Raw genomic sequence first — 26,071 nt, 5'->3', positions numbered from 1 at the left:
AGCCTAATCCCCCGTCGGCCCCTTATAGTCCAGCCCATAGACCGCGGCGCGGAAGTCGCGGTGGAGCGTGCCGTCATAGGGCATCGTCTGGACGAAGAAGACCGCGGTGAGCCGGTTCGCGGGATCGACCCAGAACAAAGTCGAGGCGGCGCCATCCCAGAAAAACTCGCCGACCGCACCGCGGTTTTCCTCGCGCGTCTGCGGCGGCGATTTGCGCACCGCAAAGTCGAAGCCAAAGCCGACCGCCCCCTTGCCGGGAAGCCACGCGCGTTCGGTTATCGCAGGATCGAGCTGGTCGGTCGACATCAGTTCCACCGTCGAGGGTTTGAGGATGCGCACGCCGTCGAGCGCGCCCCTGTTCAGCAGCATCCGCGCGAACCGCTGATAATCGTCGAGCGTCGAGGCGAGCCCGAAACCGCCCGGGGTCAGCGCATGATCGCGAAAGTTCAGCGTCTGCGCCTCGGCCGCCGCTTGCTGAACGAGCTTGCCGTCCTTGTTGACATTCATCGCGGCAAAGCGCGGCAGACGCGCATCGGGCTGGCGCCAGGCGGTCTCGGTCATCTTCAGCGGTTCGAAGATATGGGCGCGGACATAATCGGCGAAGCGCTCGCCCGACAGCTTCTCGACGAGCGCCGCCTGCACATCGACCGCGATGCTATATTCCCATTGCCTGCCCGGCTGGAACAGCAACGGCACGCGCGCGAGGCGCCTGCTCGTTTCGGCCAGCGGGATCGTCAGCGCGAGCGGATCGGCGGCGACATAAGCTTCGTGCGCGGGCGTCGGCCCCGCGCCATAGGCAAAGCCAGCAGTATGGCGCATGATGTCGCGCACCGTGATCGGACGCTCGGCGGCGATATAGCCCGGCTGCCCCGCCGCATCCTTGCCCGCATAGACGCGCATATCGGCATATTCGGGCAGATATTGCGACAGCGGATCGTCGAGGCGGAATTTGCCCTGTTCCCAAAGCTGCATCAGCGCGACGCCGGTGACGGGCTTGGTCATCGAATAGATTTGCGCGATCGTGTCGCGGCGCATCGGGCGCTTTGCGTCGCGATCGGCCATGCCCGCACTGCCGAAATAGACCTCGCGCCCGTCCTGCCAGATCAGCGCCGAAGTCCCGGCGGCGCGGCCGTCGGCGATCATCGCCTTCAGCACCGCATCGATCCGCGCCTTGTCGATTTTCAGCACTGCGTCAGGCGCGGTCCGCGCCAGCAGCGGCGGCGCGACCGCGGCCGAACCTGCACATGCCATCATCATCGCCAGAGCCAGTCGCGTGCCGCGCATATCGTCTCTCCCCTGTCCCGGCCGTTCGCCCGGGATCGGGGTACATCACATGGTATCGGGCCGGACAGGTCAACCCGAATAGGTCTGCGAGAGCTCTATTCGGTCGCCGCAGCTTCCGCGACAGGAGCCTTGGCGGCTGTCAGACTGCCGTTCTGGATCAACCATTGCGGGTAGCCCGCCTGCACCGACGCCATGATCCGGTCAATCGCCGCCGCGACCTGTTCGCCCTCCGCCTCCCGGTCGCGCTGGACGATCACGCGGCGGGCCTGCGCATCGATCAGTAGTTGGCCGCGCGGCAGCAAGTCGCCGACGGTCAAGCTCGACAGGATCGCGCGGCTTTCCTCCTCGCGCTGTTCGAGCGTCGCGATGCGGCTGCTGAGCCGCTCCTCAAGCTGCGCGGCGGCATTGGTCTGTTTCCGAAGCTGCGCGAGATTGACGCGAACGTCGCGATCGAGATCCCCGCGGACTTTGGCCTCTAGCTCCCGGTTGAGCTGCCCCGCGTAGCGATCGACGAGCACAACGCCGTCGATCTCGATCGCATCGCCCTCCAGCCGCACATTGAGGCTGTCGATCTGGTCGCCATCGCCAAGCAGGGCCCGAAGTTCGGACTGAACCGCGGTGCGCGCGCGAATTTCGCGAACGATATTGTTGAACGAGATCGCGAGCGGGATCGACAATATGCCGAGCGTCGCGACGATCCCGACGACCTGCATCGCTGTGTGCTGCGGCGTCAGCGAGGGGCCGAATTTGTTGAGCCGCGCGACGATCGTCACCGAAAAAGCGATCGCGAGTGTGTTGGTCAGGAATAGAAGGCCGCCGCCCATCGCGAAATCGGGCCGGCCGGTGACGAGCCCGAAGGCGACGGTCGAAAGCGGCGGCAGCAGCGCCGTCGCGATCGCGACGCCGACCATCACCCCCGATAATTTGCGCAAGATCGCATAGACGCCGGCGATGCCGCCGACCACCGCGACGCCAAGGTCGATCAGCGTCGGCTGGGTCCGGGCACGAATTTCGGGCGTGACGTCCTTGATCGGCGACAGCCAGATGATGAGGGCCGCGATGATGATGGCGACCAGTGTGCCCGCAGCAAGCGTAACGAGCGAACGCTTGATCAGATTGCTCTCGATCGTCGCGAGGCCAAAGCCGATTCCCATGATCGGTCCGAGCAGCGGCGATACGAGCATCGCACCGATCACGACCGGTGCCGAGCTTTGCAGCAACCCAAGTGTCGCAATCGCGGTCGCCATGACGACAAGCAGCAGAAATTTGGTGTCGAGGCGGGCATCGCGCGCGACGCTCGCCAGAATCAACGAGCGGCCGTGAGCATCGCCCACGGCCGCTTCGTCGTTATGATCGTCGGGTCCGGCGCGCGTCGCCCGGCGTCCGCCCGCGTTGAACGGCGTTTCACCGAGACCGGGCACACCGGGATGATCGCCGGCCACGGCGGATCAGATCTTGGCCGTCAGGTCCGGAACGGCGTTGAACAGATCGGCGACCAGGCCGAAGTCGGCGATCTGGAAGATCGGGGCGTCTTCGTCCTTGTTGATCGCGACGATCGTCTTCGAATCCTTCATGCCGGCGAGATGCTGGATCGCGCCCGAGATGCCGATTGCGAAATAGACCTGCGGCGCGACGATCTTGCCGGTCTGGCCGACCTGATAGTCGTTGGGGACATAGCCCGCATCGACCGCGGCGCGCGAAGCACCGAGCGCGGCGCCGAGCTTGTCGGCAAGCGGGACGATCACTTCCTGGTATTTCTCGCTCGAACCGAGCGCGCGGCCACCCGAGACGATGATCTTCGCCGAGGTCAGTTCGGGGCGATCCTGCTTGGCGATTTCGGCGCCGACGAAGCTCGAGATACCGGCGTCGCTGCCGCTACCGACGACGGCTTCGACCGTACCCGAACCACCCGAGGTTGCGGCCTTGTCGAACGCGGTGCCGCGAACGGTGAGGACCAGCTTCGCATCCGACGATTCGACGGTCGCGATCGCGTTGCCGGCATAGATCGGGCGCGTGAAGGTCTTCGGACCCTCGACCGACAGGATTTCCGAAATCTGCATCACGTCGAGCAGCGCGGCGACGCGCGGCGCGACATTCTTGCCGGTGGTCGTCGCGGGCGCGAGGAACGCGTCATGCGATGCCATCAGTTCGGCGACGAGCGGCGCGATGTTTTCGGGCAGATTGTGACCGAAAGCGGCGTTGTCAGCGACATGCACCTTGCCGACGCCGGCGATCTGCGCGGCTTCCTTGGCAACCGCGTCGACGCCCGAACCGGCGACGAGCAGGTGAACTTCGCCAAGCTTCGATGCGGCCGTGACCACCGCGAGCGTGGCGTCCTTGACGGCCTTGCCGTCATGTTCGACCCAAACCAGAGTTTTCATAAGTTTGTTCCTTCAACCCTTCCCGTTCGCATCGAGCGAAGTCGAGATGCCTCTCGATCTTGCGCTGTCCGATGGGTGTCTCGACTTCGCTCGACACGAACGGGGGTAGAAATCAGCTATGGACGCCAATCGCTTTCAGCTTGGCAACCAGTTCATCGACATCGGCGACCTTGACGCCGGCCGAGCGCACGGGCGGTTCCGAAACCTTGACCGTCTTCACGCGCGGCGCGGTGTCGACGCCGTAATCGGCGGGGGTCTTGGTATCGAGCGGCTTCGACTTGGCCTTCATGATGTTCGGCAGCGACGCATAGCGCGGCTCGTTCAGACGAAGGTCGGTGGTGACGATTGCGGGAAGCTTGAGCTTCACCGTTTCAAGGCCGCCGTCGACTTCGCGCGTCACGCTGACATGATCGCCTTCGACGTTCACGGCGCTGGCGAAGGTGCCCTGCGCCCAGCCGGTGAGGGCTGCGAGCATCTGGCCGGTCTGGTTGTTGTCGCCGTCAATCGCCTGCTTGCCGAGGATCACGAGACCCGGCTGTTCGGCATCGGCAATCGCCTTGAAGATCTTGGCGAGCGCGAGCGGTTCGACTTCGTCGTCGGTCTGGACGAGGATCGCGCGGTCGGCGCCCATCGCGAGCGCAGTGCGGAGCGTTTCCTGCGCCTTTGCGGGGCCAACGGAAACCGCGACGATCTCGGTCGCGACGCCCTTTTCCTTCAGGCGGATCGCTTCTTCGACACCGATCTCGTCGAACGGGTTCATCGACATTTTGACATTGGCCAGGTCAACGCCGGTGCCGTCGGATTTGACCCGCGGCTTCACGTTGTAATCGAGCACCCGTTTAACGGGGACGAGGATTTTCATAGCTTCGACAGCTCCTCTCGAAAAATTGTGCACTGCGCCATAATTGGCGTTTACGTAAACGTCAACCAGCAGTCCCTTCGTTCCTCTCCCCTTGGGGGAGAGGATAGGGAGACTTGGTCCGCAAGGACCTAGTCGGACTTGGTGAGGGTACGGACGTTGCCGCCCTCACCGCTGCGACCAGGCAGCAAGCTGCCAAGTCTCGCTGCCTCTCCCCTCAGGAGAGAGGCAATTACCTTAAGCCGCGCGAACTTCGGCGACGATCTTCTTTGCTGCGTCGCCGAGATCATTTGCCGCAACGATCGGCAGACCCGAATTGGCGAGGATGTCCTTGCCCTGCTGGACGTTCGTGCCTTCGAGGCGGACGACGAGCGGCACCGACAGATTCACTTCCTTCGCCGCGGCGACGATGCCGTCGGCGATGATGTCGCACTTCATGATGCCGCCAAAGATGTTGACGAGGATGCCCTTTACGGCGGGATCCTTCAGAATGATCTTGAACGCCGCGGTGACCTTTTCCTTCGAAGCGCCGCCACCGACGTCGAGGAAGTTCGCGGGAAATTCGCCGTTGAGCTTGATGATGTCCATCGTCGACATCGCAAGGCCGGCGCCATTGACCATGCAGCCGATGTTGCCGTCGAGCTTGATGTAGGCAAGGTCATATTCCGACGCTTCGACTTCGGCCGGATCTTCTTCGGTGAGGTCGCGCAGCTCGGCGAGGTCCTTGTGGCGGAACATCGCATTGCCGTCGAATGCCACCTTGGCGTCGAGGACGAGCAGTTCGTCGCCGTTCGCGCCTTCGCAGACGGCCAGCGGGTTGATTTCGATCTGTTCGGCATCGGTGCCGAGGAATGCGGCATAAAGGCCTGCAAGAACCTTCGCGGCCTGCTTGGCGAGGTCACCGGACAGCCCCAGTGCTGCGGCAACGCTGCGGCCATGATGCGGCTGCAGGCCCGTCGCGGGGTCGATGGTGATCGTGTGGATCTTTTCCGGCGTGTCGTGCGCGACGGTTTCAATGTCCATGCCGCCTTCGGTCGACGCAACGACCGCGACCCGGCTCGAACCGCGATCGACGAGCAAAGCGAGATAGAATTCCTGCTTAATGTCGGCACCGTCGGTGATGTAGAGACGGTTGACCTGCTTGCCGGCTTCACCGGTCTGAATCGTCACCAGCGTGTTGCCGAGCATGTCCTTGGCGTGCGCTTCGACCTCTTCGATCGTCTTGGCGAGGCGGACACCGCCCTTCGCGTCGGGGCCCAGTTCCTTGAACTTGCCCTTGCCGCGGCCACCGGCGTGGATCTGCGATTTCACGACATAGAGCGGCCCGGGGAGCTGCTTTGCCGCGGCGACGGCTTCCTCGACGCTCATCGCGGCGATGCCCTTGGGGACAGCGACGCCAAATTTCGCGAGCAGTTCTTTCGCCTGATATTCGTGGATGTTCATGAGGTCTGCCGGGCCTTTCGACTCTGGAGCGGGGAGAAGTTTGGCGCCGCATAAGCACAAGTTCGCGCGCAACGCTACCCCCGGGGTCCCCAGATATTCTTGTCCGCGGCAAAGGCTTTCAGCCAATCGGTCCGTCTTCGGGATGACGGCCCCGACCCAAGCTGATAATCGGGCGGCGCCGGGGATCAGGATGAGGGGAGCCGTGGAAGATGCAGATAAAAGTTCCGGTTTTGGCGTTTCTGGCGCTTGTCTGCCCCGCTGCGGCGACGGCGCAGACCAATCAGGCGCTCGACATCCGGGTCGTCGAGGCGCCCGATCTTGTCCGGATCGGCACCGCCGACCAGCTCATCTACGAACTGCATCTTACCAATTTTGCCAGCCTGCCGCTGCGGCTGGACCGGCTTGTCGTGAAGGCGGGCAGCACGGGAACACCGCTCAAAACCTATGACGGTGACGAACTGGCGAAAGCGATCGGGCTCGTCGGCCCGGCCGAGGCCGATGCGCGGATTGTTCCGCCGGGGCGCCGAGCCGTCCTTTACATTAACGCCCCCGTCACCGCCGGCCTGCCGCGCGGCGCCATTTCGCACGAACTGACGCTCGGCAAGGTCGGCGCCGATGGCGCCAGCTTCACGATTTCGGGCGGCACGGCATCATTGGCCTCGGCACCCCTCCCCCGCCTGTCGCCGCCGCTGCGTGGTGGGCCGTGGGTCGCGGTCTATGATCCCGGCATGGAGCGCGGCCACCGGCGGGTCTTCTACGCCACCGAGGGAACGGCGACCTTGCCTGGCCGCTTCGCGATCGATTTCATGAAGGTCGACACGGGCGGCAAGCTGTCGGCGGGCGACGCCAATGTTCCCGCGAACCATTATGGCTTCGGTGCCGCGGTGCTCGCGGTCGCCGACGGCACGGTCGTCGGGGTGCGCGACGACGTGCCCGATCCGGCGGCGGTCAAGGGCCGTGCGAACCCCACTATCGCCGATGCGAGCGGCAATTATCTCATGCTCGATATCGGCGGCGGGCGCATCGCGACCTATGAGCATCTGAAGCAGGGCGCACCGGTCAAGGTGGGAGATCGAGTCAAGGCGGGGCAAGTCGTCGGCTTTCTCGGCTTCACCGGACAGGCGAGCGCGCCGCACCTGCATTTTCATCTCGCCGACCGCGCGTCGATCCTCGGCGCCGAGGGCCAGCCCTATCTCTTTGCCTCGCTCACGCGGCTGGGACAATATGGGGCGATCGGCGATTTTTTCCGCGGCGAGACATGGCCGCCTACCGACCGCTCCGAAACAGTGCGTGACAGTTTTCCGCCGCCGAACCTCGTCGTCCGCTTTCCGGGCGACTGAGACCTAGCGCAGCGCGCAGAGCGCCGCCGAGCTGGTCGAGACGGTCAGGATTTCCGGATCCTTGAGCGCGCGGACCTTGTGGAAGAACTGATCGAGCGTCAGGTCGGTGACGCGCTTGTCCTTGAGGCTGCCGAGCGCCGACAGGCGGCGGAGCTGGAGCAGCGACAGCCGGTCGACCATGCGCTCGGCCATGCACGCCGACATCGCTTTCGACAGGCCGGCGTTGTTGAGGCCGGTGCGCAGCCGCGTCTCGGGCGTCGCACAGCCCGCGAGCGCGAGCGACAGCAGCGCCAGCGGCAGGACAGCAAATTTCATCGGGATTACCTTCCGTGATATTCGGCGACCGCCGACGAGACCGACTGCATCAGCGCCATGCGCGCGGGGATGCCCGCGGTCGTGCTGCCCATCATCACGACGATCGCATAGCGGGTGCCGTCGGGCGCCGTCGCGATGCCGATATCGTTGTATCCGGCGGTCATGCCGCCCAGATTCTGTCCGGTGCCGGTCTTGTGCATGAACTGCCAGCCCGGCGGCAGCCCGGCCTTGAGGCGCCGGGGCCCGCTCTTCGTCCGGCTCATCACGCCTTGCAGATATTCGGTCGATTCGGGCGAAAGCAACGTGCCGCGCGCAAGCCGCGTCAGGGCGCTCGCGATCGCCGCGGGGCTGGCGCCATCGACTGGATTTGCGAGATAATTGTTCATCGCGGTCTGACGCGCTGCGGCGGGCAGCGCCGCACGCGCGCTCTCGAAATTGCGGCCTACCGAATAGCTCTGCTGCCAGGTCAGTCCGGCTGTCCCCGCCTGGAGCATTCGTTCGCCGGGGCCAAAGCGAATCGAACCCAGATCCTTTTTCGCGATGAAGCTACGCACGGCACTGGGACCGCCGACGGTGCGCAGCAAGCTGTCATTCGCAAGATTGTCGCTGTGGGTGATCGCGGTCTCGATCAGGTCACGGACACTCATCGTAACCGAACCCTCAGCCCGCACGCGTGCCGCGAGCGGCTGGTGAAAGACCACCAAATCCTCGGGCCCGATGCGGACGCGCTGGTCCATCTTGATGCGCCCCTGATCGACCGCGTCGAGCACGGTCAGCGTCACCCAAAGCTTGGACACGCTTTGCTGCGGGAACAGGTCGCCGCCCCGCTGCGCCAGCGCCCATTCGCCGTCGATGCGCTGGACCGCGATGCCGGTCTTGCCGGGAAAGGCTTTCCACAATTCAAAGATGCGGTCCTGAAGACCGGCGGGCGCGCGGCGAAATCCGGGATCGGCTGGCCCGGCGGGGCGCGGCATGGTCGATCGCACCGGCTGGCCGATCGGCACGGTGACGGCACCAGAGGGACTACGCACCGCCGTTTGCGGCTGCGTTCGCGGCTGCGGCACGATCGCGGCGCTGCTGACGCAGCCTGCGAGCACCGCTGCGCCCATCGACGTGGCGAGGAGCGGCCTGCCGGAAAAGCTGAACTTCATTCTAACCCCGCACTTGCGACTACTTTATATATACCCGACCCCTCTCGGGCATTTTCCTCGTCTCGCAGGCGTCCGGGGCGGGCCAGCGATTTGCGGTGAATGATTCTTCTACCGCGACCAATGGCGGGAACCCGGCAGATTTCAGGGAGCAGGCCGGGCGCGTACCATGTCAGGATAGAGTCGCTTGAGCGCCGCAAGCTTGGGCGCGTCCCAGCGCAGGATATAGCCGTTCGATGGATTGCGGCGCATGAAATCCTGATGGTTCGCCTCGGCGGGGTAGAAGCGTTTATAGGCCTCGACCGGCACGACGATCGGCTTGGCAAAATATTTCCCGCCGCCGATCTGCGCCAGATAGGCGGTGGCGACCTGGCGCTGCGCGGCGTCGAGCGGAACGATCGCCGCGCGATATTGCGAGCCTGTATCGGGACCCTGACGATTTTTCAGCGTGGGGTCGGCGACGACCGAAAAGAGAATGCGAAGCAGACTGCCATAGCTGACCTGCGACGGGTCATAGACGATGCGCACCGCCTCGGCATGGCCCGACTTGCCGTCGTGGGTGAGTTCGTATCGGGCGGTCGCGGCGCTGCCGCCATGATAGCCCGATTCGACCGAAATCACGCCTTTGACGTTGGAAAAGACGCCCTCGACGCCCCAGAAACACCCGCCCGCAAGCACCGCGGTTGCGCGCTTGGAATTGACGACGGGATCGACGAGTGCGGCGGGCAGTTTTACGGCGCTTTCGGCCTGCGCCGGGGCGCATTGCGCGACGATCGCGCCTGCGACCAGCGCCGTGACGGCGCGAAGCGACAGGCTGCGTCGCAGCGGCGTCACGCGGGGATCGGAAGCGCCGGCTGATTGAGGACGATGTAGGTCGCGCCAATCGCGAAACCTGCGAGCATGGTCAGAAACCAGTCGGAGCGAAGCATGGAGAGCATATGGGCCTCTTTTTTTCATATCTGTCAGTTCGCGGCCGAGACCGCATTGGTTACACCGACGATATGGAGCGCCCCGACCAGCCGTGCAGTGATGGCAGTCACCCTTAAAGGAAATGACTTACCATCCGGTGAACCGGGCGGTTAACCGCCGTTCAGGTTCAAATAGGCTCCGCAATCGGGATTACAAGACCGATCGGTACAAAATAATCTTGCGCAGATTATTTTGTACCGAAAACATGTCAGCTGAGCGCGGCGCACGCCTGCTGGATGCGCACGCATGCTTCCTTCAGCACCGCTTCCGACGTCGCATAGGAAACGCGAAACGCGGGCGACAGGCCAAAGGCGCCGCCGTGCACCGCTGCAACCTTGGCGCTGTCGAGGAAATAGTCGATCAGCGCCTCGTCGCTGTCGATCAGCTTGCCGTCGGGGGTCTTCTTGCCGATGCAGCCCGACGCGTCGGGATAGACATAGAAAGCGCCGTCGGGGACGGGACAGTTGAGGCCGGGCGCGTCGTTGAGCATCGCGACGACCATGTCGCGGCGCTTGCGGAATGCGGCGTTGCGATCGTCGAGGAACTGCTGCGGCCCGCCGAGCGCGGCGGCAGCGGCCGCCTGCGCGATCGAACAGGGGTTCGACGTCGACTGCGACTGCAGCTTGCCCATCGCCTTGATGATCCATGCGGGACCGCCGGCATAGCCGATGCGCCAGCCGGTCATCGCATAGGCTTTCGAACAGCCATTCACCGTCAGGATGCGGTCGATGAGGTCAGGGCAGCGCTGCGCGATCGTCGAGAATTCGAAATCGGCGTACCAGACATGCTCGTACATGTCGTCGGTCATCACCATCACATGCGGGTGACGGCGGATCACCTCGCCGATCGCGTCGAGTTCTTCGCCCGAATAGGCGGCGCCCGACGGGTTCGACGGCGAGTTGAACATCACCCAGCGCGTCTTCGGCGTGATCGCGGCGTCGAGCTGCGCCGGCGTGATCTTGTAATTCTGCGCCGCGGTCCCCTCGATGATCACCGGCGTGCCGCCCGCGAAGGCGACGATGTCGGGATAGCTCACCCAATAGGGCGCGGGGATGATCACCTCGTCGCCCGGATCGACGGTCGCGACCAGCGCATTGAACAGCGTGTGCTTGCCGCCGACATTGACCGAAATCTGGTCGAGCCCGAATTCGAGCCCGTTGTCGCGGCGGAACTTGCCGCGGATCGCTTCCTTCAGCGCCACCGTCCCGTCGACCAGCGTATATTTGGTCTGGCCGTTCCGGATCGCCTCGATCGCCGCTTCCTTGACGAAGTCGGGCGTGTCGAAATCGGGCTCGCCCGCCGAAAGGCCGATGACGTCGACGCCCGCGGCTTTCAGCGCCGAAACGCGCGCGGTCATCGCGAGCGTCGCCGACGGCTGGATGCGGTTGAGGGCGGCGGAGACATGGGGCTTCAGCGACATGACGATATCTTCCGTGGCTTGCGCGGTCGGGCTGCAAAATGACAGGAAATTGCGCGGGGCCGCGCCTAGAGCCTCTGATCGATATTCGCAAGCGCGCTGGTAGATAATTTACCTATGCGGGCGCGCAGGTCAGCCTATCGAGGATGCCGCAGCGTCCGCCAGCCGTGCCGGGATCAATCCGCGCAGCGAATTTCCGATAAAGAATCCGCTCTCCAGATCGGCGAGGCGCAGGTGCGATTCGACCGCGCGCCCCTTGTCGATCAGTTCGGCGCGCAGCACGCCAGGAAGCAGCCCGAGCGCGAGCGGCGGGGTGAGCAATTGGCCGCCGCGCTCGACGAAGATATTGCTCCAGCTCCCCTCGGTGACGAACCCGGGCTCGTCGATGAAGACGACTTCGGCGGCGCCGCTTTCCCGCCGCGCGCTGTCATAGGCGGCGCGCAGGCTGGTCTTGTGCGTCAGGCGGAAGTCGTCCGCAGCCATCGGCGCCGGGCATATCGCGACGGGCACCGGCAGTTCGGCAAGCCGCGGCAGCGGCGACACCTCGATCGCGAGCGCGCCCGACGGCGCAAGCCGCATCCGCACGCGCGCGGCATTGCGCAGGCGAAAAGTCGCCGATTGCAGGCTGTTACGCGCACCGTGGCGATCGAACACAAAGCCCAGCGCCGCGGCGCTCGCCTTCATCCGCGCCAGATGCCCCTCAAGCCGCTGAACACCATCCACCGGATCGAAAAACATCGTTTCGATAAGGTCGAAACTTTCCCCGGCTGCGCCCACAAATTCCCCCTTGGCCAGACATTCGCGCCATTCTTCAGCCGGTTCGCTGTCGGCGACGATTCCGGAGCCCAGTCCCAGCGTGGCGCAAGGCGGATTATCGCGCAAGCCGCTTTGCGGTAACACCAAAGTCCTGATCGCGACATTGAACGCCGCGTCGCCCCCCGCTTCGATGAAGCCGATCGATCCCGTATAGACGCCGCGCGGCTCCGCCTCGAGCTCGTCGATAATCTCCATCGCGCGGACTTTGGGCGCACCGGTGATCGAACCGCATGGAAAGGCCGCACGCAGCACGTCGACCGCGCCCGCACCGCCGGGCAACCGCGCACTGACGTCCGATACGAGTTGATGGATCGTCGGGAAGCTTTCGACACGGAACAGGTCGGGCACCGCGACCGATCCCGGCAAGGCGACGCGCGACAGGTCGTTGCGGATCAGGTCGACGATCATCAGATTTTCGGCGCGCTGCTTCGGGTCTTCGGCCAGCGCGCGCGCCGCGTCCGCATCGGCCGCGGGATCGGCAAGCCGCGCCGCGGTCCCCTTCATCGGCCGCGCCATGACGTGCCCGTCGCGCAGCGCGAAAAAAAGTTCGGGCGACAGCGACGCGATCGCCCGGTCGCCGGTCCAGATGAAGCCGCCATAGCCCGCGCGCGCCGTCTGCCGCAGCCTCGCATAGATCGCGAGCGGATCGCCGAGCACCGGGACATCGGCACGAAAGGTCAGGTTCGCCTGATAGATATCGCCCGCGCGAATATAGGCGAGGACCCGCTCGACCGCGGCGATATAGTCGGCGCGCGCCACCCGCGGCGCCACTGCGCCGACCCACGCCGACGCCGGATCGGGGAGCCGCGCCGAAACCTCATCGGCTTCGATCCGCTCCACGCCGCGAAACAGCCCGAACCATCCCAGCGGCGCGTCGCCCGCGCCGCCTTCCGCCGCGCCGCGCCATGCGGGCGCCAACCCCCTGCCGGCTTCATAGGCAAGATATCCGGCCGCGTGCAGCCCGCGCGCCTGCGCCGCTTCGAGCGCCGTCAGAAGCGCCGGGACCTCGGCCGCCGTTGCGGCGGACAGGATATCGACCGGATCGACGAACAGCCGCGCCGCCGCCGCGCCGTGCACCCGCGCATCGTCGAGCAGCACAAAGGGCGGGCAGTCGGTCCCCAAAGCCGGAATCGCGTTGTCGTCCGCCATCACTATCTCACATGGGGCCGATCACGCGACCGCCGCGTTCAGCGGTCGCGCTTCATGCGGATCGCGCGGCCGCCCTCGATCGTGGCAAAATAGCTGCCCATCGTCGCAACCCGGATCTTGGCCTTCTGCCCCGTCTTGGGCTGTCGCGGCAAATGGGTGGTATCGATCTGTATCCACACCGAATCATCCTCCATGCCGAGGATATATTTGCCCGACCGGTCGGTGCTGACCGTGCGGATCGTCGTTTCGATTTCCTTGATCGCATCCTCCTCGCCGCCAAAAATGCCGCCGAGCTTGGGGAAGGAAAAGCCGAACAGCCCGCGCCGCGTCTCCTTTGCGGTTTCCTTGTCGGTAAAGACGATCTCGCGCGCCTGATCGGCCGCCGACAGTTCGCCGACCTCGCGGTCGAAACAGGCGAGCCGCGCCGTCGGATCGGCAATGTCGCGGCAAGCATAAAGTTCGCGGATCTGCGTCGGCGGCACCGCGGGCGACTTGTCCTTCGCGACCACCGGAACGGCGGCGGTGCCGGCGAGAATGACGAGCGCCACAGCGACGCGCGATGACAGTTGCAACATGGCGGAACCCCCTGCGATGACGATGGCCTTGCCTAGCCGCCGCGTCGCGGCGCCGCAAGCGAGCCGGTTGCAAATCGATGCTTACTGACCCTAGTGTAAGGAAACCTTGCAATATTGAGAGGATCCCAGCCCCCGATGGACAGCCGCTTTTCCTGGTCGACCGATTATCGCCACCCCACGGCATGGGATCAGGAGTTTGCGCCGCTGTCGCTGCCCGACATGCTGGCCGCCAGCGTTGCGCGAAAAGGCGATGCGCCGATGCTCGACTTCCTCGGCCGCCAGTTCGGCTATGCCGAGGTTGCGACCGGCGTCGCGCGCGTCGCGCGCGGCCTGCAACAGCGCGGCATCGGCAAGGGCAGCCGCGTCGGCCTGTTCCTCCCCAACGTCCCGCATTATGTCGCGGCCTATTATGGCGCGCTCGCCGCCGGGGCGACGGTGGTCAATTTCTCGCCGCTCTATACGGTCGCCGAACTGGAGGCGCAGGTCGAGGATTCGGGCACCGAGACGCTGTTCACGATCAGCGCGGCGGCGCTGCTCCCCACCGCACTCAAGGTGCTCGACGGATCCAGCCTCAAGCAGCTCGTCGTCGGGTCGGTCGCCGGCGGATTGCCGTCCGCCAAATCCATCCTCTATCGCCTGTTCAAGCGGAGCGAAGTCGCCGCGATGCCCGCGGACCCGCGCGTGATCCGCTTCTCGGCACTCACCGACAATGACGGCAAGCCCGACCCCGTCGCGATCGACGCCGAAAAGGATATCGCGCTGATCCAATATACCGGCGGGACCACCGGCACGCCAAAGGGCGCAAAGCTGACGCACCAGAATCTGACCGCCAACGCGCGGCAGGTGAATGCGATCGATCCCGACCATGATGCCGCCGACCGCATCCTCGGCGTGCTGCCCTTTTTCCACGTCTTCGCGAACACCTGCGTCCTCAACCGCACGATCCTGAACGGCGGCACGATCACCATGCTCCCGCGTTTCGATGCGAAGCAGGCGCTGGAGGCAATCACGCGGACAAAGACGACCGCGCTCCCCGGCGTGCCGACGATGTATCAGGCGCTGCTCGACCATCCCGACCTCGCAAAGACCGACTTCTCTTCGCTGCGCATCTGCATTTCGGGCGGCGCGCCGATGCCCGCCGAGCTGCGCGAGAAATTCGTCGCGGCGACCGGCGCGTCGCTTGTCGAAGGCTATGGCCTTACCGAAAGTTCGGGCGTGGTCGCGACCAACCCTTATGAAGGCCCCGTCCAGCCCGGCACCATCGGCCAGCCGATTCCCGCGACGCATATCCGCCTGCTCGACAAGGAAGACCCGTCGAAGGACGCGCCCGATGGCGAGCCTGGGGAACTTGCGGTGAAGGGGCCGCAGATCATGCAGGGTTATTGGAACCGCGCCGAAGCAGACAAGGACAGCTTCACCGACGACGGCTGGCTGCGGACCGGCGACGTCGCGGTGGTCGAGGCCGACGGCTATATCCGCATCGTCGACCGGTTGAAGGACATGATCGCGGTCGGCGGGTTCAAAGTGTATCCAAGCGTGATCGAGGCCCATCTCCACGAACATCCGGCGGTGAAGGAAGCGATCGTGCTCGGCGTTCCCGATTCCTATCGGGGCGAGGCGCCCAAGGCGTTCGTCACGCTGGAGGACGGTTTCCAGGTCAGCGGTGAAGCACTGGCCGCATGGCTCAATCCCCAACTCGGCAAGCACGAACGGGTGATCGCTGTCGAGGTGCGACTGAACCTGCCCAAGACGATGATCGGCAAGCTGGACAGGAAGGCGTTGCGCGCGGAGGAGAGCGCGGCCTGACCGCAGCCTTACCCCGTCAAAGCGCCGATGTGGCTCTCGATCGCGTTTCCTATGCGATAGGGAGCGGCCCTTTCCTGCAGGAATGCACGGTCGCCGGCATGACTGCCCGCACTTTCACAAATGGCCGCGGCCAGTGAGCCGGAATCCCGGGGCGGCACCACTTTGCAGCCCGGCATATTGCCCAGCATTTCAACGGCGCTTGGGAAACAGTCCGTCGAAATGACCGGACAACCCGCGGCCAACGCCTCCAGGACCACGGCGGGCAGTCCTTCGTAATCCGACGATAGCAACAGACAATGTGCTCCGCTCAAATACTCAGTGATATTGGGCCGATAACCAAGGAAATCCACCGATCCGGCAATGCCCAATGCTTCCGCCTGCGCCACCAACTGATCGCGCAGCGGACCCTCCCCGGCTATTTGCAACCGGGCGCTCGCCAAATTCGCCTGCGCCCATGCGTCCAGCATCAACGACAGGTTTTTCTGGTGATGCAGACGCCCTATGGCCAGAAAGGTACGTCTTGTGGTTGCCGCCTCACGCTTCGCGCACAAATCGACCATAGCGTCGGTAACATAAGGATTTTGTACGACCCTTATGTTGCCCGACAGGTCCGGGTACAGCTCGGTAAGCCGCAGCGCCTCGCCCTGCGAAAGAGCAAGAATATGCGAGCATCGGCCAAGGACAAGGCGATAGAGGGCCGAGCGGAAAGCGCGTTTGAACCATCGGTCTTTTTCGCGGATGATCGGGTTCGTGATCTTCACCGCAAACCGCCTGCCCCGGTTGGGATTTGCCACGTGCCCCAACGCAGAAAACAGACTGTTGTTGTTGCCCGAAGCCAAAATCAGATCCGGCTTCAATCGCCGCACCTCGGACACAAAATCGAAAACCGACGTCAGCAGATCGAGTGCGCGCGATTTCTTTTCTCGCTCCAACGACACGCGCCGCACAGAGGGATCGATCATGTCGAGCAGCCGTGCCTCGGGCACCGGCTTTTGCACGTTGAGCAGCACGGTTTCAAAGCGCTGAGCAAAACCGTTGGCCAGATGGACGGCAACACGGTCGGTGCCGCCCGTCGCAAGGCTATGGGTGACGACAAGGATGCGCATCACCCTGCACGCCTATAGTTTCCCCGGCCTTTTCGGCGGGCACAATCAACCGCGCCAGCGAATATGCGTCCAGCTTCCCGCCTCTTCAACGTCCGCAACACCTTCTACAGTTACAACTATCAAAGACGCACTCGGACAGACAGCCACCACGCCTGCATGGAGAAAGGATGCGAATGGGATTGAGCTGATGATGAAAACCGCGCTTTTGATCGGCGATCTATTGAAGAGAGATTGCTACAAAACTGCGTCGTTATCGACGCAATCCATCACCGGGACATGGCCGCCGCCGCTGACGTCGATCGATCGTGACGCACGACAAAGCGAAAAGGGAAAGCGATCAAGTCCGGAGGAGCGCCGCGGCGGCGACGCGCTGAACGACAATCGGACAATGTAATATTGTAACCTAGGTCATGTTATGCCATATCAGAGGCCATAGTCGTTGAACGGAGAATCGGGTGACCCATGTCGCCAGCCATGCCCCTGCACTGACGCGTCTCGGCGCGCTGATTCGGGCTGCGCGCGATTCGCGTCCGCTGACGTCACTCAGCGGCGACCAGCTCGCGATGGGCCTGTCGGGCCTGTGCCTGGTCCACTGCCTTGCAACGACGATCTTTTTCGCCTCGATCGCTTCGGTCGGCGGGGTGTTTCTCGAAAACCATCTGTTCCACGAGATCGGGCTGATCGTCGCGATCGGCTTTGCGCTGATCACGCTCGTTTCGGGCGTGCTGAGCCATGGTTATATGATGCCGTTCGCGGTCGGCAGCTTCGGGCTCGGCATGATGGCGGGCGCGCTGTCGCGGCCGCACGACGGCAGCGAAGTTCTCGCGACGATGATCGGCGTCGCGGTCGTTGCGCTCGGTCACGACCTCAACCGCCGCGCGCGGCACTGACGGCTCACCGATACGGGCCGGTCCGCCGCTTGCGGGGGACGGGCAAACAGCCTACATTGGGACGATAGTTAGCGCGGGATTTCCCACGCATGAGGAAACGCCAATGGGCAAGCATGATCATCCGCACGTCGAGGCCAGCGGCGCCTCGCTCGCCAAGGCGGCGCAGACCGCGCTCGAAGGCGCGGGCGAAGCATGGACCGATATGCGCGCCGAGATTTTCGACGCCGTCGCCGAAATCGGCAAACCCGCCAGCGCCTATGAAATTGCCGACATCGTATCGCAAAAGCGCGGCAAGCGCGTCGCGCCGAACAGCGTCTATCGCATCCTCGATCTGTTCGTTGCGAACAACCTCGTCCGCCGCGTCGAAAGCGCCAATGCCTTTGTCGCGAACAGCCACCCAGGCTGCCTCCACGACTGCATCTTCCTGATCTGCGACACGTGCGGCAGCGCGGTGCATGTCGACAATGACAAGATTTCGGGCGGCGTCCGCGCCGCAGCCGAAGCGACGGGCTTTGCCGCCGAACGCCCGGTGATCGAAGTGCGCGGCAAATGCGCCGAGTGCCAATAGGCTAAGCGAACACTTTCTGCAGGAGGGTCTGCGCGGCGCCCATGCGTGGGCGCGGCGCGTCTTTGGCCGCCCCGGCGCCTGACGCCCCTTTTCACTCCGGCCGTGCAGGTCTAGGGAAACCGCGAATCCCCAAAAAGGGCGAAAGGCTGCACATGAACACCGTGATCATCCGCGAAGACGATCTGATCGAAACGATCGCCGACGCGCTCCAGTACATCAGCTATTTCCATCCGATGGATTATATCCGCGCGCTGGGCGCCGCCTATGAACGCGAAGTGTCGCCTGCCGCGAAGGACGCGATGGCGCAGATCCTGTCGAACAGCCGCATGTGCGCCGAGGGCCACCGCCCGATCTGCCAGGACACCGGCATCGTCACCGTCTTCATCAAATGGGGCATGGACTGCCGCCTCGACAGCCCGCGCAGCCTGCAGCAGGTCGTCGATGAAGGCGTCCGCAAGGCGTATCTCCACCCCGACAACAAGCTTCGCGCCTCGATCCTCGCCGATCCGGCGTTCAGCCGCGTCAACACCAAGGACAACACGCCCTCGGTGCTCAACGTCGAAATGGTGCCCGGCGCCAAGGTTCACATCGACGTCGCCGCGAAGGGCGGCGGCAGCGAGAATAAGTCGAAGTTCAAGATGATGAACCCCAGCGACAGCATCGTCGACTGGGTGCTCGAAATGGTCCCGCAGATGGGCGCCGGCTGGTGCCCGCCGGGCATGCTCGGCATCGGCATCGGCGGCACCGCCGAAAAGGCAATGCTGCTCGCCAAACAATCGCTGATGGACCCGATCGACATGACCGAGCTGCTCGCGCGCGGTCCGTCGAACCCGACCGAAGAATTGCGCATCGAGCTGTATGAAAAGGTCAACGCGCTCGGCATCGGCGCGCAGGGCTTGGGCGGACTCGCGACCGTGCTCGACATCAAGATCGCCGACTGGCCGACGCATGCCGCGTCAAAGCCCGTCGCGATGATCCCGAACTGCGCCGCGACGCGCCACGCACACGTCACCCTCGACGGCAGCGGCCCGGCCTTCCTCGAACCGCCGGTACTCGCCGACTACCCTCAGATCGACTGGGCGCCCGACAAGGCCGCAATCCGCGTCGACCTCGACAATCTGACCCCCGAAGTCGTCGCAAGCTGGAAGCAGGGCGACCGCCTGCTCCTCAACGGCAAGATGCTCACCGGCCGCGACGCGGCGCACAAGCGCATCGCCGACATGCTGGCGAAGGGCGAAAAACTGCCCGTCGAGTTCAAGGGCCGCGTCATCTATTATGTCGGGCCGGTCGATCCCGTCGGCGAAGAAATCGTCGGCCCCGCCGGCCCGACGACCGCGACGCGCATGGACAAGTTCATGGACATGATGCTCGATCAGGGCCTGCTCGCCTGCGTCGGCAAGGCCGAACGCGGCCCCTCCGCGACCAACGCGATCGCCAAGCACAAGAGCGCCTATATGATGGCGGTCGGCGGCGCGGCATATCTGGTCGCCCGCGCGATCAAGGGCAGCAAGGTCGTCGGCTTCGCCGACCTTGGTATGGAGGCGATCTACGAATTCGAAGTGAGCGACTTCCCCGTCACCGTCGCGGTCGACAGCGAAGGCCAGAATGTCCACGTCAACGCGCCAAAGCTATGGCAAAAGCGGATCGCGGACGAGGGGTTGCTGGAGAAGGCGTAAACGGCGGGAGGGCGAAACGATGTCGATCCACGACCCCATCGACCTCTACGCCCCCCATTCGCCCGAGCAGATCGCGCGCACGCTCAAGCGGATCATGGACGACCCGATGCCGGGCGCGAAGGCGCGTGTGTTCGGCAAGGGAAGCGAGCGCGAGATGACGCTGCGCTATCGCCAGCGCGACACGCGCACCAACATGGAACCGGTGCTCGACGCGGTGATGGAATCGTACAAGGGCGGCACGCGGATCACCGGCACGTTCGGCGCGCCGGCCGGGGCGCGCTATTTCCCCTATATATGGGTCGGCTTCCTGTCGCTGTTCGTGATCGGCGGGGTGCTCGCCTTTCTCTACATCCCCGGCGCCGGCCTGTTCGCGACGATCTTCGCAGGCATTCCGCTGCTGATGATCTTTGCCGGGCTCGCCGCCTTTCGCGCACAGCCCGACCCGGCCGAGGACAAGGCCAAGATTCTCGCCTTCCTCGCCCGCGAAATCGACGCGCGTCCGCTGACGTAACGGCCGGGTAACAGTAAGTCGCCGACACGCGCTTGCGTTTCTCCGCGGGATCGGCACACTGGTTCGTATACGAAGCAGGCAGGGGACGCATGATGGATTTTCGTGAGCTTAACCGACTGAACCGCCGCGACATGCTGCGCGGTACCGCGATGCTCGGGGCGGGCGCCGCCTTCATGCAGCCCTTGCCGCTCTGGGCGCAGTCGGGGACGATGACGGATATCCGCAAGGCTGCCGAAGCCGGCAAGGATGCCTCGATCAAGCGTATCCGCGACTGGATCGCACTCCCCTCGATCGCCGCCGAAAACCGCAGCATGCCCGAAGGCGCGGCCTATATGGCCGAACTCGCGAAAGACGCGGGCTTCACGAATGTCGAGATCGTACCCACCGACGGCCATCCCGGCGTCTTCGGCACGATCGACGTCGGCGCCAAGCGCACGCTCGGCATCTATTTCATGTACGACGTCAAACAGTTCGACCCCGCCGAATGGTCGTCGCCGCCGCTCGAGGGCAAGATGGTCGAGCGCCCCGGTTTCGGACAGGCGATCATGGGCCGCGGCGCGGTGAATCAGAAGGGGCCCGAGGCAACCTTCCTCGCCGCACTCCACGCGATCCGCGCCGCCGGACGCAAGCTGCCCGTCAACATCGTGCTCGTGTGCGAGGGCGAGGAAGAGATCGGCTCGCCGCATTTCCGCCAGATCGCGACCAAGCCCAACATCCTCGCCGCGCTCAAGAAATGCGAGGGCATTTTCATCCCCTTCGCTTCGCAGGGGAAGACCGGGAATGTCACGGTCAACCTGGGGTCGAAGGGGATCATCGAACTCGAACTGATCGCCAGCGGCGAGAAATGGGGCCGCGGGCCAAAGGGCGACGTGCATTCGAGCCTGAAAGCGATGGTCGATTCGCCCGCGTGGCGGCTGGTGCAGGCGCTCCAGACGCTCGTCACCCCCGATGGCAACAAACCCGCGATCGAGGGCTGGTTCGAAAATGTCCGCCCGCTCACCGACCGCGAGAAAACGCTGATCCGCGAAGCCGCGAAGGCGGGCGACGAAGCGCAGCAGAAAGCGGCGCTCGGCGTCACCCACTGGATCGATAACCTCTCCTACGACGATGCGCTGATCCGCCTCGCGCAGGAGCCGACGGTCAATATCGAGGGGCTGGTTGCGGGCTACACCGGCCCTGGCGGCAAGACGGTCCTGCCCGGCAAGGCGGTCGCGAAGCTCGACCTGCGCCTCGTCCCCAACCAGACGCGCGCCGAGGCCGAAAAGAAGCTGCGCGCGCATCTCGACAAACATGGCTTCACCGATGTCGAGGTGAATGTCTCGGGCGGCTATGACCCGACCGAGGTCGCCGAGGACAGCCGTCTCGTCCGCTCGGAACTCGCGACTTACAAGAAGCTGGGGATCGAAACGAGCATCAACCCGCGGATGGCGGGAAGCTGGCCGGGCTCGACCTTCACGTCGCCGCCGGTATCGATTCCCGCAGCGCATTTCGGCATCGGCCACGGGTCGGGCGCGCATGCCCCCGACGAATATTTCCTCATCGATTCGACAAATCCCAAGGTCGCCGGTCTTGTCGACGCGACGATGGGCTTCGCCGAATTCCTCTACGTGCTGGCAGCGATCAAATAGGGAGCGGCAAATGAGCGGCCTCAACGGCGTCGCGCACGTCATCCTGACCGCGGGCGATTTCGCGCGCTCGACCGCCTTCTGGCGCGCGATGATCGCCCATCTGGAGTTGAAGGTCGTTCTGGATAGCGAGCATATGCTCTATGGCGTCGGCGGCCGCACCGCGATCGGCATCCGTACCGGCAGCCTAGAAAACGCCGGAAAGCGCTTCGATCAGGGGGCGCCCGGCCTGCACCACGCCTGCTTCCGGATGCGCGACCGCGCGGCGGTCGACGCGGTGCATGGCTTCCTCGCGCGCCGCGACGATATCCGCATCGTCCACGAACCGCAGGAAGAACCCTGGGCGCCCGGCTATTATTCGGTGCTGTTCGAGGATCCCGACGGCATTCGTATCGAATTCAATCATGTCCCCGGCGTCGGCCTGCTTGCCGAAGGCGAGCAGATCGGCGCCGCGAACGCGTTCGATTAAAAGCCGTACACCAAAGTAAAGCGCGTCTGGGTGTCGACGCTTTCGATCCCCGGCGGCGGGCTCGTGTCGATCTGCGCCGAATAGGCAATCCGCGCCGACAGCGCGCCGGTCAGCTTGGCGCTGAGCGCGGTCTGCGAACTGGTCGACCCGTTAGCTTCGCCGATGATCGTCGATGCGACCTGCGTCAGCCGCAGCGTCGGCGATATCTGCCAGCCGAAATCGAGCCCCGCGAGCGCGGTCAGTTCGGTGTCCTCTTCGCCGCTGACGAAATCGGTCTGGCGGAACGCCGGTCCGCCTTTCAGGCTGAGCGTCATCTTCTTGTTGTCGATCACCTTGTAACCGAGCCCGCCCGACAGGTTCCAGCGCGTGTCATATCCAAGGATGCGATCATGTTCCCAGCGGCCGAGGCCGTAGGCAAAGGTGCGGTCGTTGATCCGATATTGCGGTTCCACCTCGGCCAGATAGCGTTCGACCGACGTCTGGCCATTGGTGCGCTGATAGTCGGCCTGCGCGCGCATCTTGTGCGTCCAGTCGATCCCCTTGCGCGCCAGCGCTAGGCCGGCGCTCAGCCCGACGGATTCGGTGTTGCCGCTGCTCTGCGACGCGCCGATCTGCCCTTCGCCCTTCCAGTTCTGCCAGAATTTCGCGGCCGCCAGTTTCGCGCGTTCGGCCGCCGCCACCTCGTCGCGCAGCCGCTTGCGTTCGGCGCGATAGGCGAGCAGCCGTTCCTCGATCTCCGCCGCATTCTCGGGATTGGTTTCCTTCGCGAGCTTGCCGACCGCCTCGACATCGGCATCCTTCGCGCTCGCCATCGCGGCCGCCAGCATATTGCCTATCGGGTCGGGCGGCGTCTCCGGCGGATGCCCGCTGCGATAATAAGCGAGCAGCGCGTCGATCTCGCCGATATTGGCGGGATTGGTCCGCCGGGCGAATTTTGCCACCGCCTCGACATCGTCATTGTCGCCGCTCGCGAAGGCGGCGTCGATCATCGCGCGCACCGCAACGGGCAGATCGGGATCGAGCGGCACGAGCGCGGTCGGGATCGGATTGCCCAGCACCGGATCGACGAGCAACGGGTTCGGCTGAAGCGACTCTTCGGGATCCTGCATCGCGTGCGCCGACGGAATGGCGAGAGCAAATGGCAGGCAAAGCGCGGCCAGTCGGGGGAGAGCTGTCACCGAAGACGTCCTTCTCTGGGGGCAGAAGCCGGGTTCGTTCGATCGTTCGCGCGGGGCCGGTACGCGAACGGTGCGCCCCTATAACCCGAATGTTGCTGGCATTTCCACCCCGCGTCCCCCATCTGCAAACCTATGCTCATCGCGCTCATCGCCATTTTCTGTGCCGGGGTCGGCAATTTCGCGATGCATCGCGCCTTCATGGAAAGCGACGATCCGCTGATCCAGCAGATGGTGAAGCCGCTCGCGGACAAGGTCGGGCCGAACATCACCTACGTCTTCGAATTCCTGCTGCTCGTCGGCGCGATGGCGATCGCGACGCGAAACTGGTTCACCGCGCTGATGCTCTATGGCCTCTACACCATCTTCAACGCGATGGCGTTCAGTTGGATCATGCAAAGACCGCGATAAGTCGCGCCTACCAGGCGGGGCCGGTGATCGGCAGCCCCTGCGCCTTCAGCAGGTCGAGCACCCCGCCGTCTTCGGCAAGGATGCGCAGCGGAACGACCGCAAGCGTCACGCCGGGTTGCGCGGTCGCCTCGCGGATCGCACCGACCCAGGTCTGACGCAGTTCGGGGCCGAAGCCGTCGTTGGTCCACGGCCAGCAGCGCCCGAGTGCCTCTTCGAGCGGGCTCGCCATCACCGCGGGAACATCGAACTCGGTCCATGCGCGCCCGCGCTCCATCACGATATCGCCGCCCGCTTCCGTCGCCGCCATCGCGGCTTCCAGGCATGGGATGTGCGTTTCGGGCGCTGCGGCGAACAGATTGTCGAGCATGTCCTCGCCGCGCACCTCGCCGACGGGGCGGGTTGGAATCTTCGACTGCCGCGCCGCCTTGCGCACGACGTCGGAGGCGTCGTCGGCGCTGTCCTTGTTGAAGGAAAGCCGCTTCGACAAAAGGTCGAACGCCGTCATCAGGAAATTCGAGCGCGCATAATCCTGATCGAACCGCGTTTCGAGCGCACGAAGCCGCTTGAGCTGATCGGCGGTCAGATAGTCGGCGGCGACGCGCCCCTTCGGTAATTTGGTGAGCCCGCCGCCCTTGAAGATCAGCCGCAAGATGTCGCCCGGCGACACTTTCGCCTTGGTGCCTAGGATGACGCGCTGCGCCCGGTCGGTCGCGCCTTCCAGCCGTTCGGGGCGCCAGGGCGTGGCTTTCGGAACCGCCGCGATCTCGCCGACGAGGATGACGACGCCGGCGCGCGTCTCGATCGTCCACATCGGCGCGCCCGATCGGCGTGCGGTGACGACGATCTCTTCATTGGCCTCGTCGGTGGCCGCCGGCTCGTTTGCCCAAAGGGGAACGGGCATCGCGACGATCGCGACGCCCAACCAGAAACCGGACCCGCGCATCACGCTACCCCGTGATACCACCACACGCCGTCGCGGTCTTCGCGCTTCACGCGACCCTCGACTTCAAGCCGCTTCAGATGCGCGAGCGCCTCGCCCGTCGCCAGCCCCTGATTATGCTCGCCGATCGGGCGGTTGAAGAGCAGGGGAAAGCTGTCGACCGCGCGCATCGGCGACTTCGCCGCCGCTTCGGCCAGATTATAGAGCCGCATCCGGTGCTCGTCGCGCAGCGCCATCAGGCGGACGTGCAGCCCCTTGAACGGCTCGCCATGCGCGGGACAGGTAACGACATCGGCAGGCACCGTGGCGAGCAATTTGTCGATCGACGCGAGCCACTCGCCCAGGGGATCGGCGTCGGGTTCGGTGATGTTGACCGACACGTTCGAACTGATCCGCGGCAGCACCTGATCGCCCGAGACGAGCACGCCCTCTTTCTCGTTCCACAGGCACGCATGTTCGGGGCTATGCCCCGACCCGGTGACGACGCGCCAGCGATGCACGCCCATGTCGAGCGTCTCGCCGTCCGCGATCCGCACATAGGATCGCGGCAGCGTGAAGATCATGCGCTGGAACATGTTCCAGCCGCGGCTGCGCTGCGTCTCGATCGCGGCCTCGTCCCACCCTGCGGCGCGCGACTGGGTGAGCACCTCGTCGGGCGCGGTATCGGAAGAATCGGCGACGATCGCGCGCGCGGTGAGCATCTCGCCGCGTGTCATCCACAGCTTCACATCCTGCTTCTTCGCGATCCAGCCCGCGAGGCCGATATGGTCGGGGTGCAGGTGCGTGCCGATGACGCGCGTGATGCGCTTGTCCTTCAGCGCCCCGGCATAAAGCGCCTTCCACGCATCGGAGCACATGGTCAGGCAGATGCCGGTATCGACGACGGCTACGCCGCCCTCCTCCCCATTGGCATCGTCGTCGAGAAGCCAGCTGTTGATATGGCCCAGCGACCCCGGCATCGGGATGCGTGCCCAACTGATCCCGTTCGCGATGCGGATCGTCTCGCCCGCGCCGGGCGCAGCCTCGCCCCATGGATAGGTGAGGCCCGCGTGACTGGTCGCGGTAAAGCTGTCGTCCTGGGTCAGCGAGGCATCCGGCGAACCGCTGGCCGCCGGAATATTATCCTCGTCACCTTGACCCATCTCAACCTCCCGTTGTCATTGCGAGGAGCGAAGCGACGCGGCAATCCATGATTGCG

Annotated in this window: 25 protein-coding genes; 10 read left to right on the top strand and 15 right to left on the bottom strand. The window is 64.6% G+C overall.

Annotated features, from left to right (window positions below):
- Positions 1 to 3: 3 nt before the first annotated feature.
- From SC1_RS01535 to sucC, 5 genes are all read right to left on the bottom strand, one after another.
- Positions 4 to 1,284 carry a serine hydrolase gene (locus SC1_RS01535; RefSeq protein WP_062176651.1) on the bottom strand — a complete coding sequence of 427 codons (1,281 nt, stop codon included), beginning with the start codon at positions 1,282 to 1,284 and terminating at the stop codon, positions 4 to 6.
- 95 nt (positions 1,285 to 1,379) lie between these two features.
- Positions 1,380 to 2,726 carry a DUF389 domain-containing protein gene (locus tag SC1_RS01530; protein ID WP_062176648.1) on the bottom strand — a complete coding sequence of 449 codons (1,347 nt, stop codon included), beginning with the start codon at positions 2,724 to 2,726 and terminating at the stop codon, positions 1,380 to 1,382.
- 6 nt (positions 2,727 to 2,732) lie between these two features.
- The gene (locus SC1_RS01525; RefSeq protein WP_062176645.1) at positions 2,733 to 3,665 is read right to left on the bottom strand and encodes an electron transfer flavoprotein subunit alpha/FixB family protein; all 933 of its coding nucleotides are present in this window, start codon (positions 3,663 to 3,665) and stop codon (positions 2,733 to 2,735) included.
- 112 nt (positions 3,666 to 3,777) lie between these two features.
- Positions 3,778 to 4,527 (bottom strand): electron transfer flavoprotein subunit beta/FixA family protein, encoded by a 750-nt coding sequence (locus tag SC1_RS01520; RefSeq protein WP_062176642.1) that lies wholly within the window; start codon positions 4,525 to 4,527, stop codon positions 3,778 to 3,780.
- Between the two features lie 234 nt (positions 4,528 to 4,761).
- Positions 4,762 to 5,967, bottom strand: a complete 1,206-nt coding sequence (gene sucC, locus SC1_RS01515; protein ID WP_062176639.1) for an ADP-forming succinate--CoA ligase subunit beta — start codon at positions 5,965 to 5,967, stop codon at positions 4,762 to 4,764.
- Positions 5,968 to 6,176: 209 nt separating this feature from the next.
- On the opposite strand from sucC, the gene SC1_RS22520 reads away from it, so the two are divergent.
- On the top strand, positions 6,177 to 7,307 hold the full coding sequence (locus SC1_RS22520; protein ID WP_083435618.1) for a M23 family metallopeptidase: 1,131 nt from the start codon (positions 6,177 to 6,179) through the stop codon (positions 7,305 to 7,307).
- Between the two features lie 3 nt (positions 7,308 to 7,310).
- Here SC1_RS22520 and SC1_RS01505 read toward each other — a convergent pair whose 3' ends face one another.
- From SC1_RS01505 to SC1_RS01480, 6 genes are all read right to left on the bottom strand, one after another.
- Complete coding sequence (locus SC1_RS01505) at positions 7,311 to 7,622, bottom strand: hypothetical protein (protein WP_062176633.1); 312 nt, start codon at positions 7,620 to 7,622, stop codon at positions 7,311 to 7,313.
- Positions 7,623 to 7,627: 5 nt separating this feature from the next.
- Positions 7,628 to 8,773, bottom strand: a complete 1,146-nt coding sequence (locus SC1_RS01500) for a serine hydrolase (protein ID WP_062176630.1) — start codon at positions 8,771 to 8,773, stop codon at positions 7,628 to 7,630.
- Between the two features lie 141 nt (positions 8,774 to 8,914).
- Complete coding sequence (gene msrA, locus SC1_RS01495) at positions 8,915 to 9,595, bottom strand: peptide-methionine (S)-S-oxide reductase MsrA (protein ID WP_062183351.1); 681 nt, start codon at positions 9,593 to 9,595, stop codon at positions 8,915 to 8,917.
- A 352-nt stretch (positions 9,596 to 9,947) separates the two neighbouring features.
- Positions 9,948 to 11,159, bottom strand: a complete 1,212-nt coding sequence (locus SC1_RS01490; RefSeq protein ID WP_062176627.1) for a pyridoxal phosphate-dependent aminotransferase — start codon at positions 11,157 to 11,159, stop codon at positions 9,948 to 9,950.
- Between the two features lie 129 nt (positions 11,160 to 11,288).
- Positions 11,289 to 13,121 carry an aminodeoxychorismate synthase component I gene (gene pabB / locus SC1_RS01485; RefSeq protein WP_062176623.1) on the bottom strand — a complete coding sequence of 611 codons (1,833 nt, stop codon included), beginning with the start codon at positions 13,119 to 13,121 and terminating at the stop codon, positions 11,289 to 11,291.
- Positions 13,122 to 13,159: 38 nt separating this feature from the next.
- Positions 13,160 to 13,696, bottom strand: a complete 537-nt coding sequence (locus tag SC1_RS01480; protein WP_062176619.1) for a hypothetical protein — start codon at positions 13,694 to 13,696, stop codon at positions 13,160 to 13,162.
- A gap of 135 nt (positions 13,697 to 13,831) precedes the next feature.
- On the opposite strand from SC1_RS01480, the gene SC1_RS01475 reads away from it, so the two are divergent.
- Positions 13,832 to 15,502 (top strand): AMP-binding protein, encoded by a 1,671-nt coding sequence (locus tag SC1_RS01475; protein ID WP_062176616.1) that lies wholly within the window; start codon positions 13,832 to 13,834, stop codon positions 15,500 to 15,502.
- An 8-nt stretch (positions 15,503 to 15,510) separates the two neighbouring features.
- On the opposite strand, the gene SC1_RS01470 is transcribed toward SC1_RS01475, so the two are convergent.
- Positions 15,511 to 16,608, bottom strand: coding sequence for a glycosyltransferase (locus SC1_RS01470; RefSeq protein WP_062176614.1), 1,098 nt, complete (start codon positions 16,606 to 16,608; stop codon positions 15,511 to 15,513).
- Here SC1_RS01470 and SC1_RS21735 point away from each other — a divergent pair.
- The 7 genes from SC1_RS21735 (at position 16,601) to SC1_RS01435 (ending at position 22,347) form a co-directional block, all read left to right on the top strand.
- A complete protein-coding gene (locus SC1_RS21735; RefSeq protein WP_152682258.1) occupies positions 16,601 to 17,002 on the top strand; it encodes a hypothetical protein in 402 nt (133 codons plus the stop codon). The genes SC1_RS01470 and SC1_RS21735 overlap by 8 nt on opposite strands.
- A 61-nt stretch (positions 17,003 to 17,063) precedes the next feature.
- Entirely contained in the window at positions 17,064 to 17,498 is a 435-nt protein-coding gene (locus SC1_RS01460; RefSeq protein ID WP_083435616.1) for a MerC domain-containing protein, read from the top strand.
- Positions 17,499 to 17,601: 103 nt separating this feature from the next.
- Positions 17,602 to 18,066, top strand: a complete 465-nt coding sequence (locus SC1_RS01455; RefSeq protein WP_062176607.1) for a Fur family transcriptional regulator — start codon at positions 17,602 to 17,604, stop codon at positions 18,064 to 18,066.
- A 152-nt stretch (positions 18,067 to 18,218) separates the two neighbouring features.
- On the top strand, positions 18,219 to 19,742 hold the full coding sequence (locus SC1_RS01450; protein ID WP_062176604.1) for a fumarate hydratase: 1,524 nt from the start codon (positions 18,219 to 18,221) through the stop codon (positions 19,740 to 19,742).
- Positions 19,743 to 19,761: 19 nt separating this feature from the next.
- The gene (locus SC1_RS01445) at positions 19,762 to 20,253 is read left to right on the top strand and encodes a hypothetical protein (RefSeq protein WP_062176601.1); all 492 of its coding nucleotides are present in this window, start codon (positions 19,762 to 19,764) and stop codon (positions 20,251 to 20,253) included.
- Positions 20,254 to 20,345: 92 nt separating this feature from the next.
- Complete coding sequence (locus tag SC1_RS01440) at positions 20,346 to 21,881, top strand: M20/M25/M40 family metallo-hydrolase (RefSeq protein ID WP_062176598.1); 1,536 nt, start codon at positions 20,346 to 20,348, stop codon at positions 21,879 to 21,881.
- Positions 21,882 to 21,891: 10 nt separating this feature from the next.
- Positions 21,892 to 22,347, top strand: a complete 456-nt coding sequence (locus tag SC1_RS01435) for a VOC family protein (RefSeq protein WP_062176595.1) — start codon at positions 21,892 to 21,894, stop codon at positions 22,345 to 22,347.
- Here SC1_RS01435 and SC1_RS01430 read toward each other — a convergent pair.
- Positions 22,344 to 23,525, bottom strand: a complete 1,182-nt coding sequence (locus tag SC1_RS01430) for a YdiY family protein (protein ID WP_238586531.1) — start codon at positions 23,523 to 23,525, stop codon at positions 22,344 to 22,346. The genes SC1_RS01435 and SC1_RS01430 overlap by 4 nt on opposite strands.
- 132 nt (positions 23,526 to 23,657) lie before the next feature.
- On the opposite strand from SC1_RS01430, the gene SC1_RS01425 reads away from it, so the two are divergent.
- Positions 23,658 to 23,933, top strand: a complete 276-nt coding sequence (locus SC1_RS01425) for a hypothetical protein (RefSeq protein WP_062176593.1) — start codon at positions 23,658 to 23,660, stop codon at positions 23,931 to 23,933.
- A 7-nt stretch (positions 23,934 to 23,940) separates the two neighbouring features.
- Here the strand turns inward: SC1_RS01425 and SC1_RS01420 are convergent, their stop codons facing one another.
- Together SC1_RS01420 and SC1_RS01415 are read right to left on the bottom strand one after the other, a co-directional pair.
- Positions 23,941 to 24,876 (bottom strand): TraB/GumN family protein, encoded by a 936-nt coding sequence (locus SC1_RS01420; RefSeq protein ID WP_238586530.1) that lies wholly within the window; start codon positions 24,874 to 24,876, stop codon positions 23,941 to 23,943.
- Positions 24,876 to 26,015, bottom strand: a complete 1,140-nt coding sequence (locus SC1_RS01415) for an MBL fold metallo-hydrolase (RefSeq protein ID WP_062176590.1) — start codon at positions 26,013 to 26,015, stop codon at positions 24,876 to 24,878. The genes SC1_RS01420 and SC1_RS01415 overlap by 1 nt, the downstream gene beginning before the upstream one ends.
- Between the last annotated feature and the right edge of the window lie 56 nt (positions 26,016 to 26,071).

The organism is Sphingopyxis sp. C-1 (genome assembly GCF_001047015.1).
Classification (GTDB): domain Bacteria; phylum Pseudomonadota; class Alphaproteobacteria; order Sphingomonadales; family Sphingomonadaceae; genus Sphingopyxis.
The sequence above is the reverse complement of the archived record's forward strand: the minus strand, read 5'-3'. Positions and strand labels throughout refer to the sequence as shown.

What these genes read in the sequence shown, in the direction of transcription:
- SC1_RS01535 (WP_062176651.1), bottom strand. Translation starts at nt 1,284, where the DNA reads ATGCGCGGCACGCGACTGGCTCTGGCGATGATGATGGCATGTGCAGGT.
- SC1_RS01525 (WP_062176645.1), bottom strand. Translation starts at nt 3,665, where the DNA reads ATGAAAACTCTGGTTTGGGTCGAACATGACGGCAAGGCCGTCAAGGAC.
- SC1_RS01520 (WP_062176642.1), bottom strand. Translation starts at nt 4,527, where the DNA reads ATGAAAATCCTCGTCCCCGTTAAACGGGTGCTCGATTACAACGTGAAG.
- sucC (WP_062176639.1), bottom strand. Translation starts at nt 5,967, where the DNA reads ATGAACATCCACGAATATCAGGCGAAAGAACTGCTCGCGAAATTTGGC.
- SC1_RS22520 (WP_083435618.1), top strand. Translation starts at nt 6,177, where the DNA reads ATGCAGATAAAAGTTCCGGTTTTGGCGTTTCTGGCGCTTGTCTGCCCC.
- SC1_RS01505 (WP_062176633.1), bottom strand. Translation starts at nt 7,622, where the DNA reads ATGAAATTTGCTGTCCTGCCGCTGGCGCTGCTGTCGCTCGCGCTCGCG.
- SC1_RS01500 (WP_062176630.1), bottom strand. Translation starts at nt 8,773, where the DNA reads ATGAAGTTCAGCTTTTCCGGCAGGCCGCTCCTCGCCACGTCGATGGGC.
- SC1_RS01490 (WP_062176627.1), bottom strand. Translation starts at nt 11,159, where the DNA reads ATGTCGCTGAAGCCCCATGTCTCCGCCGCCCTCAACCGCATCCAGCCG.
- pabB (WP_062176623.1), bottom strand. Translation starts at nt 13,121, where the DNA reads ATGGCGGACGACAACGCGATTCCGGCTTTGGGGACCGACTGCCCGCCC.
- SC1_RS01480 (WP_062176619.1), bottom strand. Translation starts at nt 13,696, where the DNA reads ATGTTGCAACTGTCATCGCGCGTCGCTGTGGCGCTCGTCATTCTCGCC.
- SC1_RS01475 (WP_062176616.1), top strand. Translation starts at nt 13,832, where the DNA reads ATGGACAGCCGCTTTTCCTGGTCGACCGATTATCGCCACCCCACGGCA.
- SC1_RS21735 (WP_152682258.1), top strand. Translation starts at nt 16,601, where the DNA reads ATGCGCATCACCCTGCACGCCTATAGTTTCCCCGGCCTTTTCGGCGGG.
- SC1_RS01470 (WP_062176614.1), bottom strand. Translation starts at nt 16,608, where the DNA reads ATGCGCATCCTTGTCGTCACCCATAGCCTTGCGACGGGCGGCACCGAC.
- SC1_RS01455 (WP_062176607.1), top strand. Translation starts at nt 17,602, where the DNA reads ATGGGCAAGCATGATCATCCGCACGTCGAGGCCAGCGGCGCCTCGCTC.
- SC1_RS01450 (WP_062176604.1), top strand. Translation starts at nt 18,219, where the DNA reads ATGAACACCGTGATCATCCGCGAAGACGATCTGATCGAAACGATCGCC.
- SC1_RS01445 (WP_062176601.1), top strand. Translation starts at nt 19,762, where the DNA reads ATGTCGATCCACGACCCCATCGACCTCTACGCCCCCCATTCGCCCGAG.
- SC1_RS01440 (WP_062176598.1), top strand. Translation starts at nt 20,346, where the DNA reads ATGGATTTTCGTGAGCTTAACCGACTGAACCGCCGCGACATGCTGCGC.
- SC1_RS01435 (WP_062176595.1), top strand. Translation starts at nt 21,892, where the DNA reads ATGAGCGGCCTCAACGGCGTCGCGCACGTCATCCTGACCGCGGGCGAT.
- SC1_RS01425 (WP_062176593.1), top strand. Translation starts at nt 23,658, where the DNA reads ATGCTCATCGCGCTCATCGCCATTTTCTGTGCCGGGGTCGGCAATTTC.
- SC1_RS01420 (WP_238586530.1), bottom strand. Translation starts at nt 24,876, where the DNA reads ATGCGCGGGTCCGGTTTCTGGTTGGGCGTCGCGATCGTCGCGATGCCC.
- SC1_RS01415 (WP_062176590.1), bottom strand. Translation starts at nt 26,015, where the DNA reads ATGGGTCAAGGTGACGAGGATAATATTCCGGCGGCCAGCGGTTCGCCG.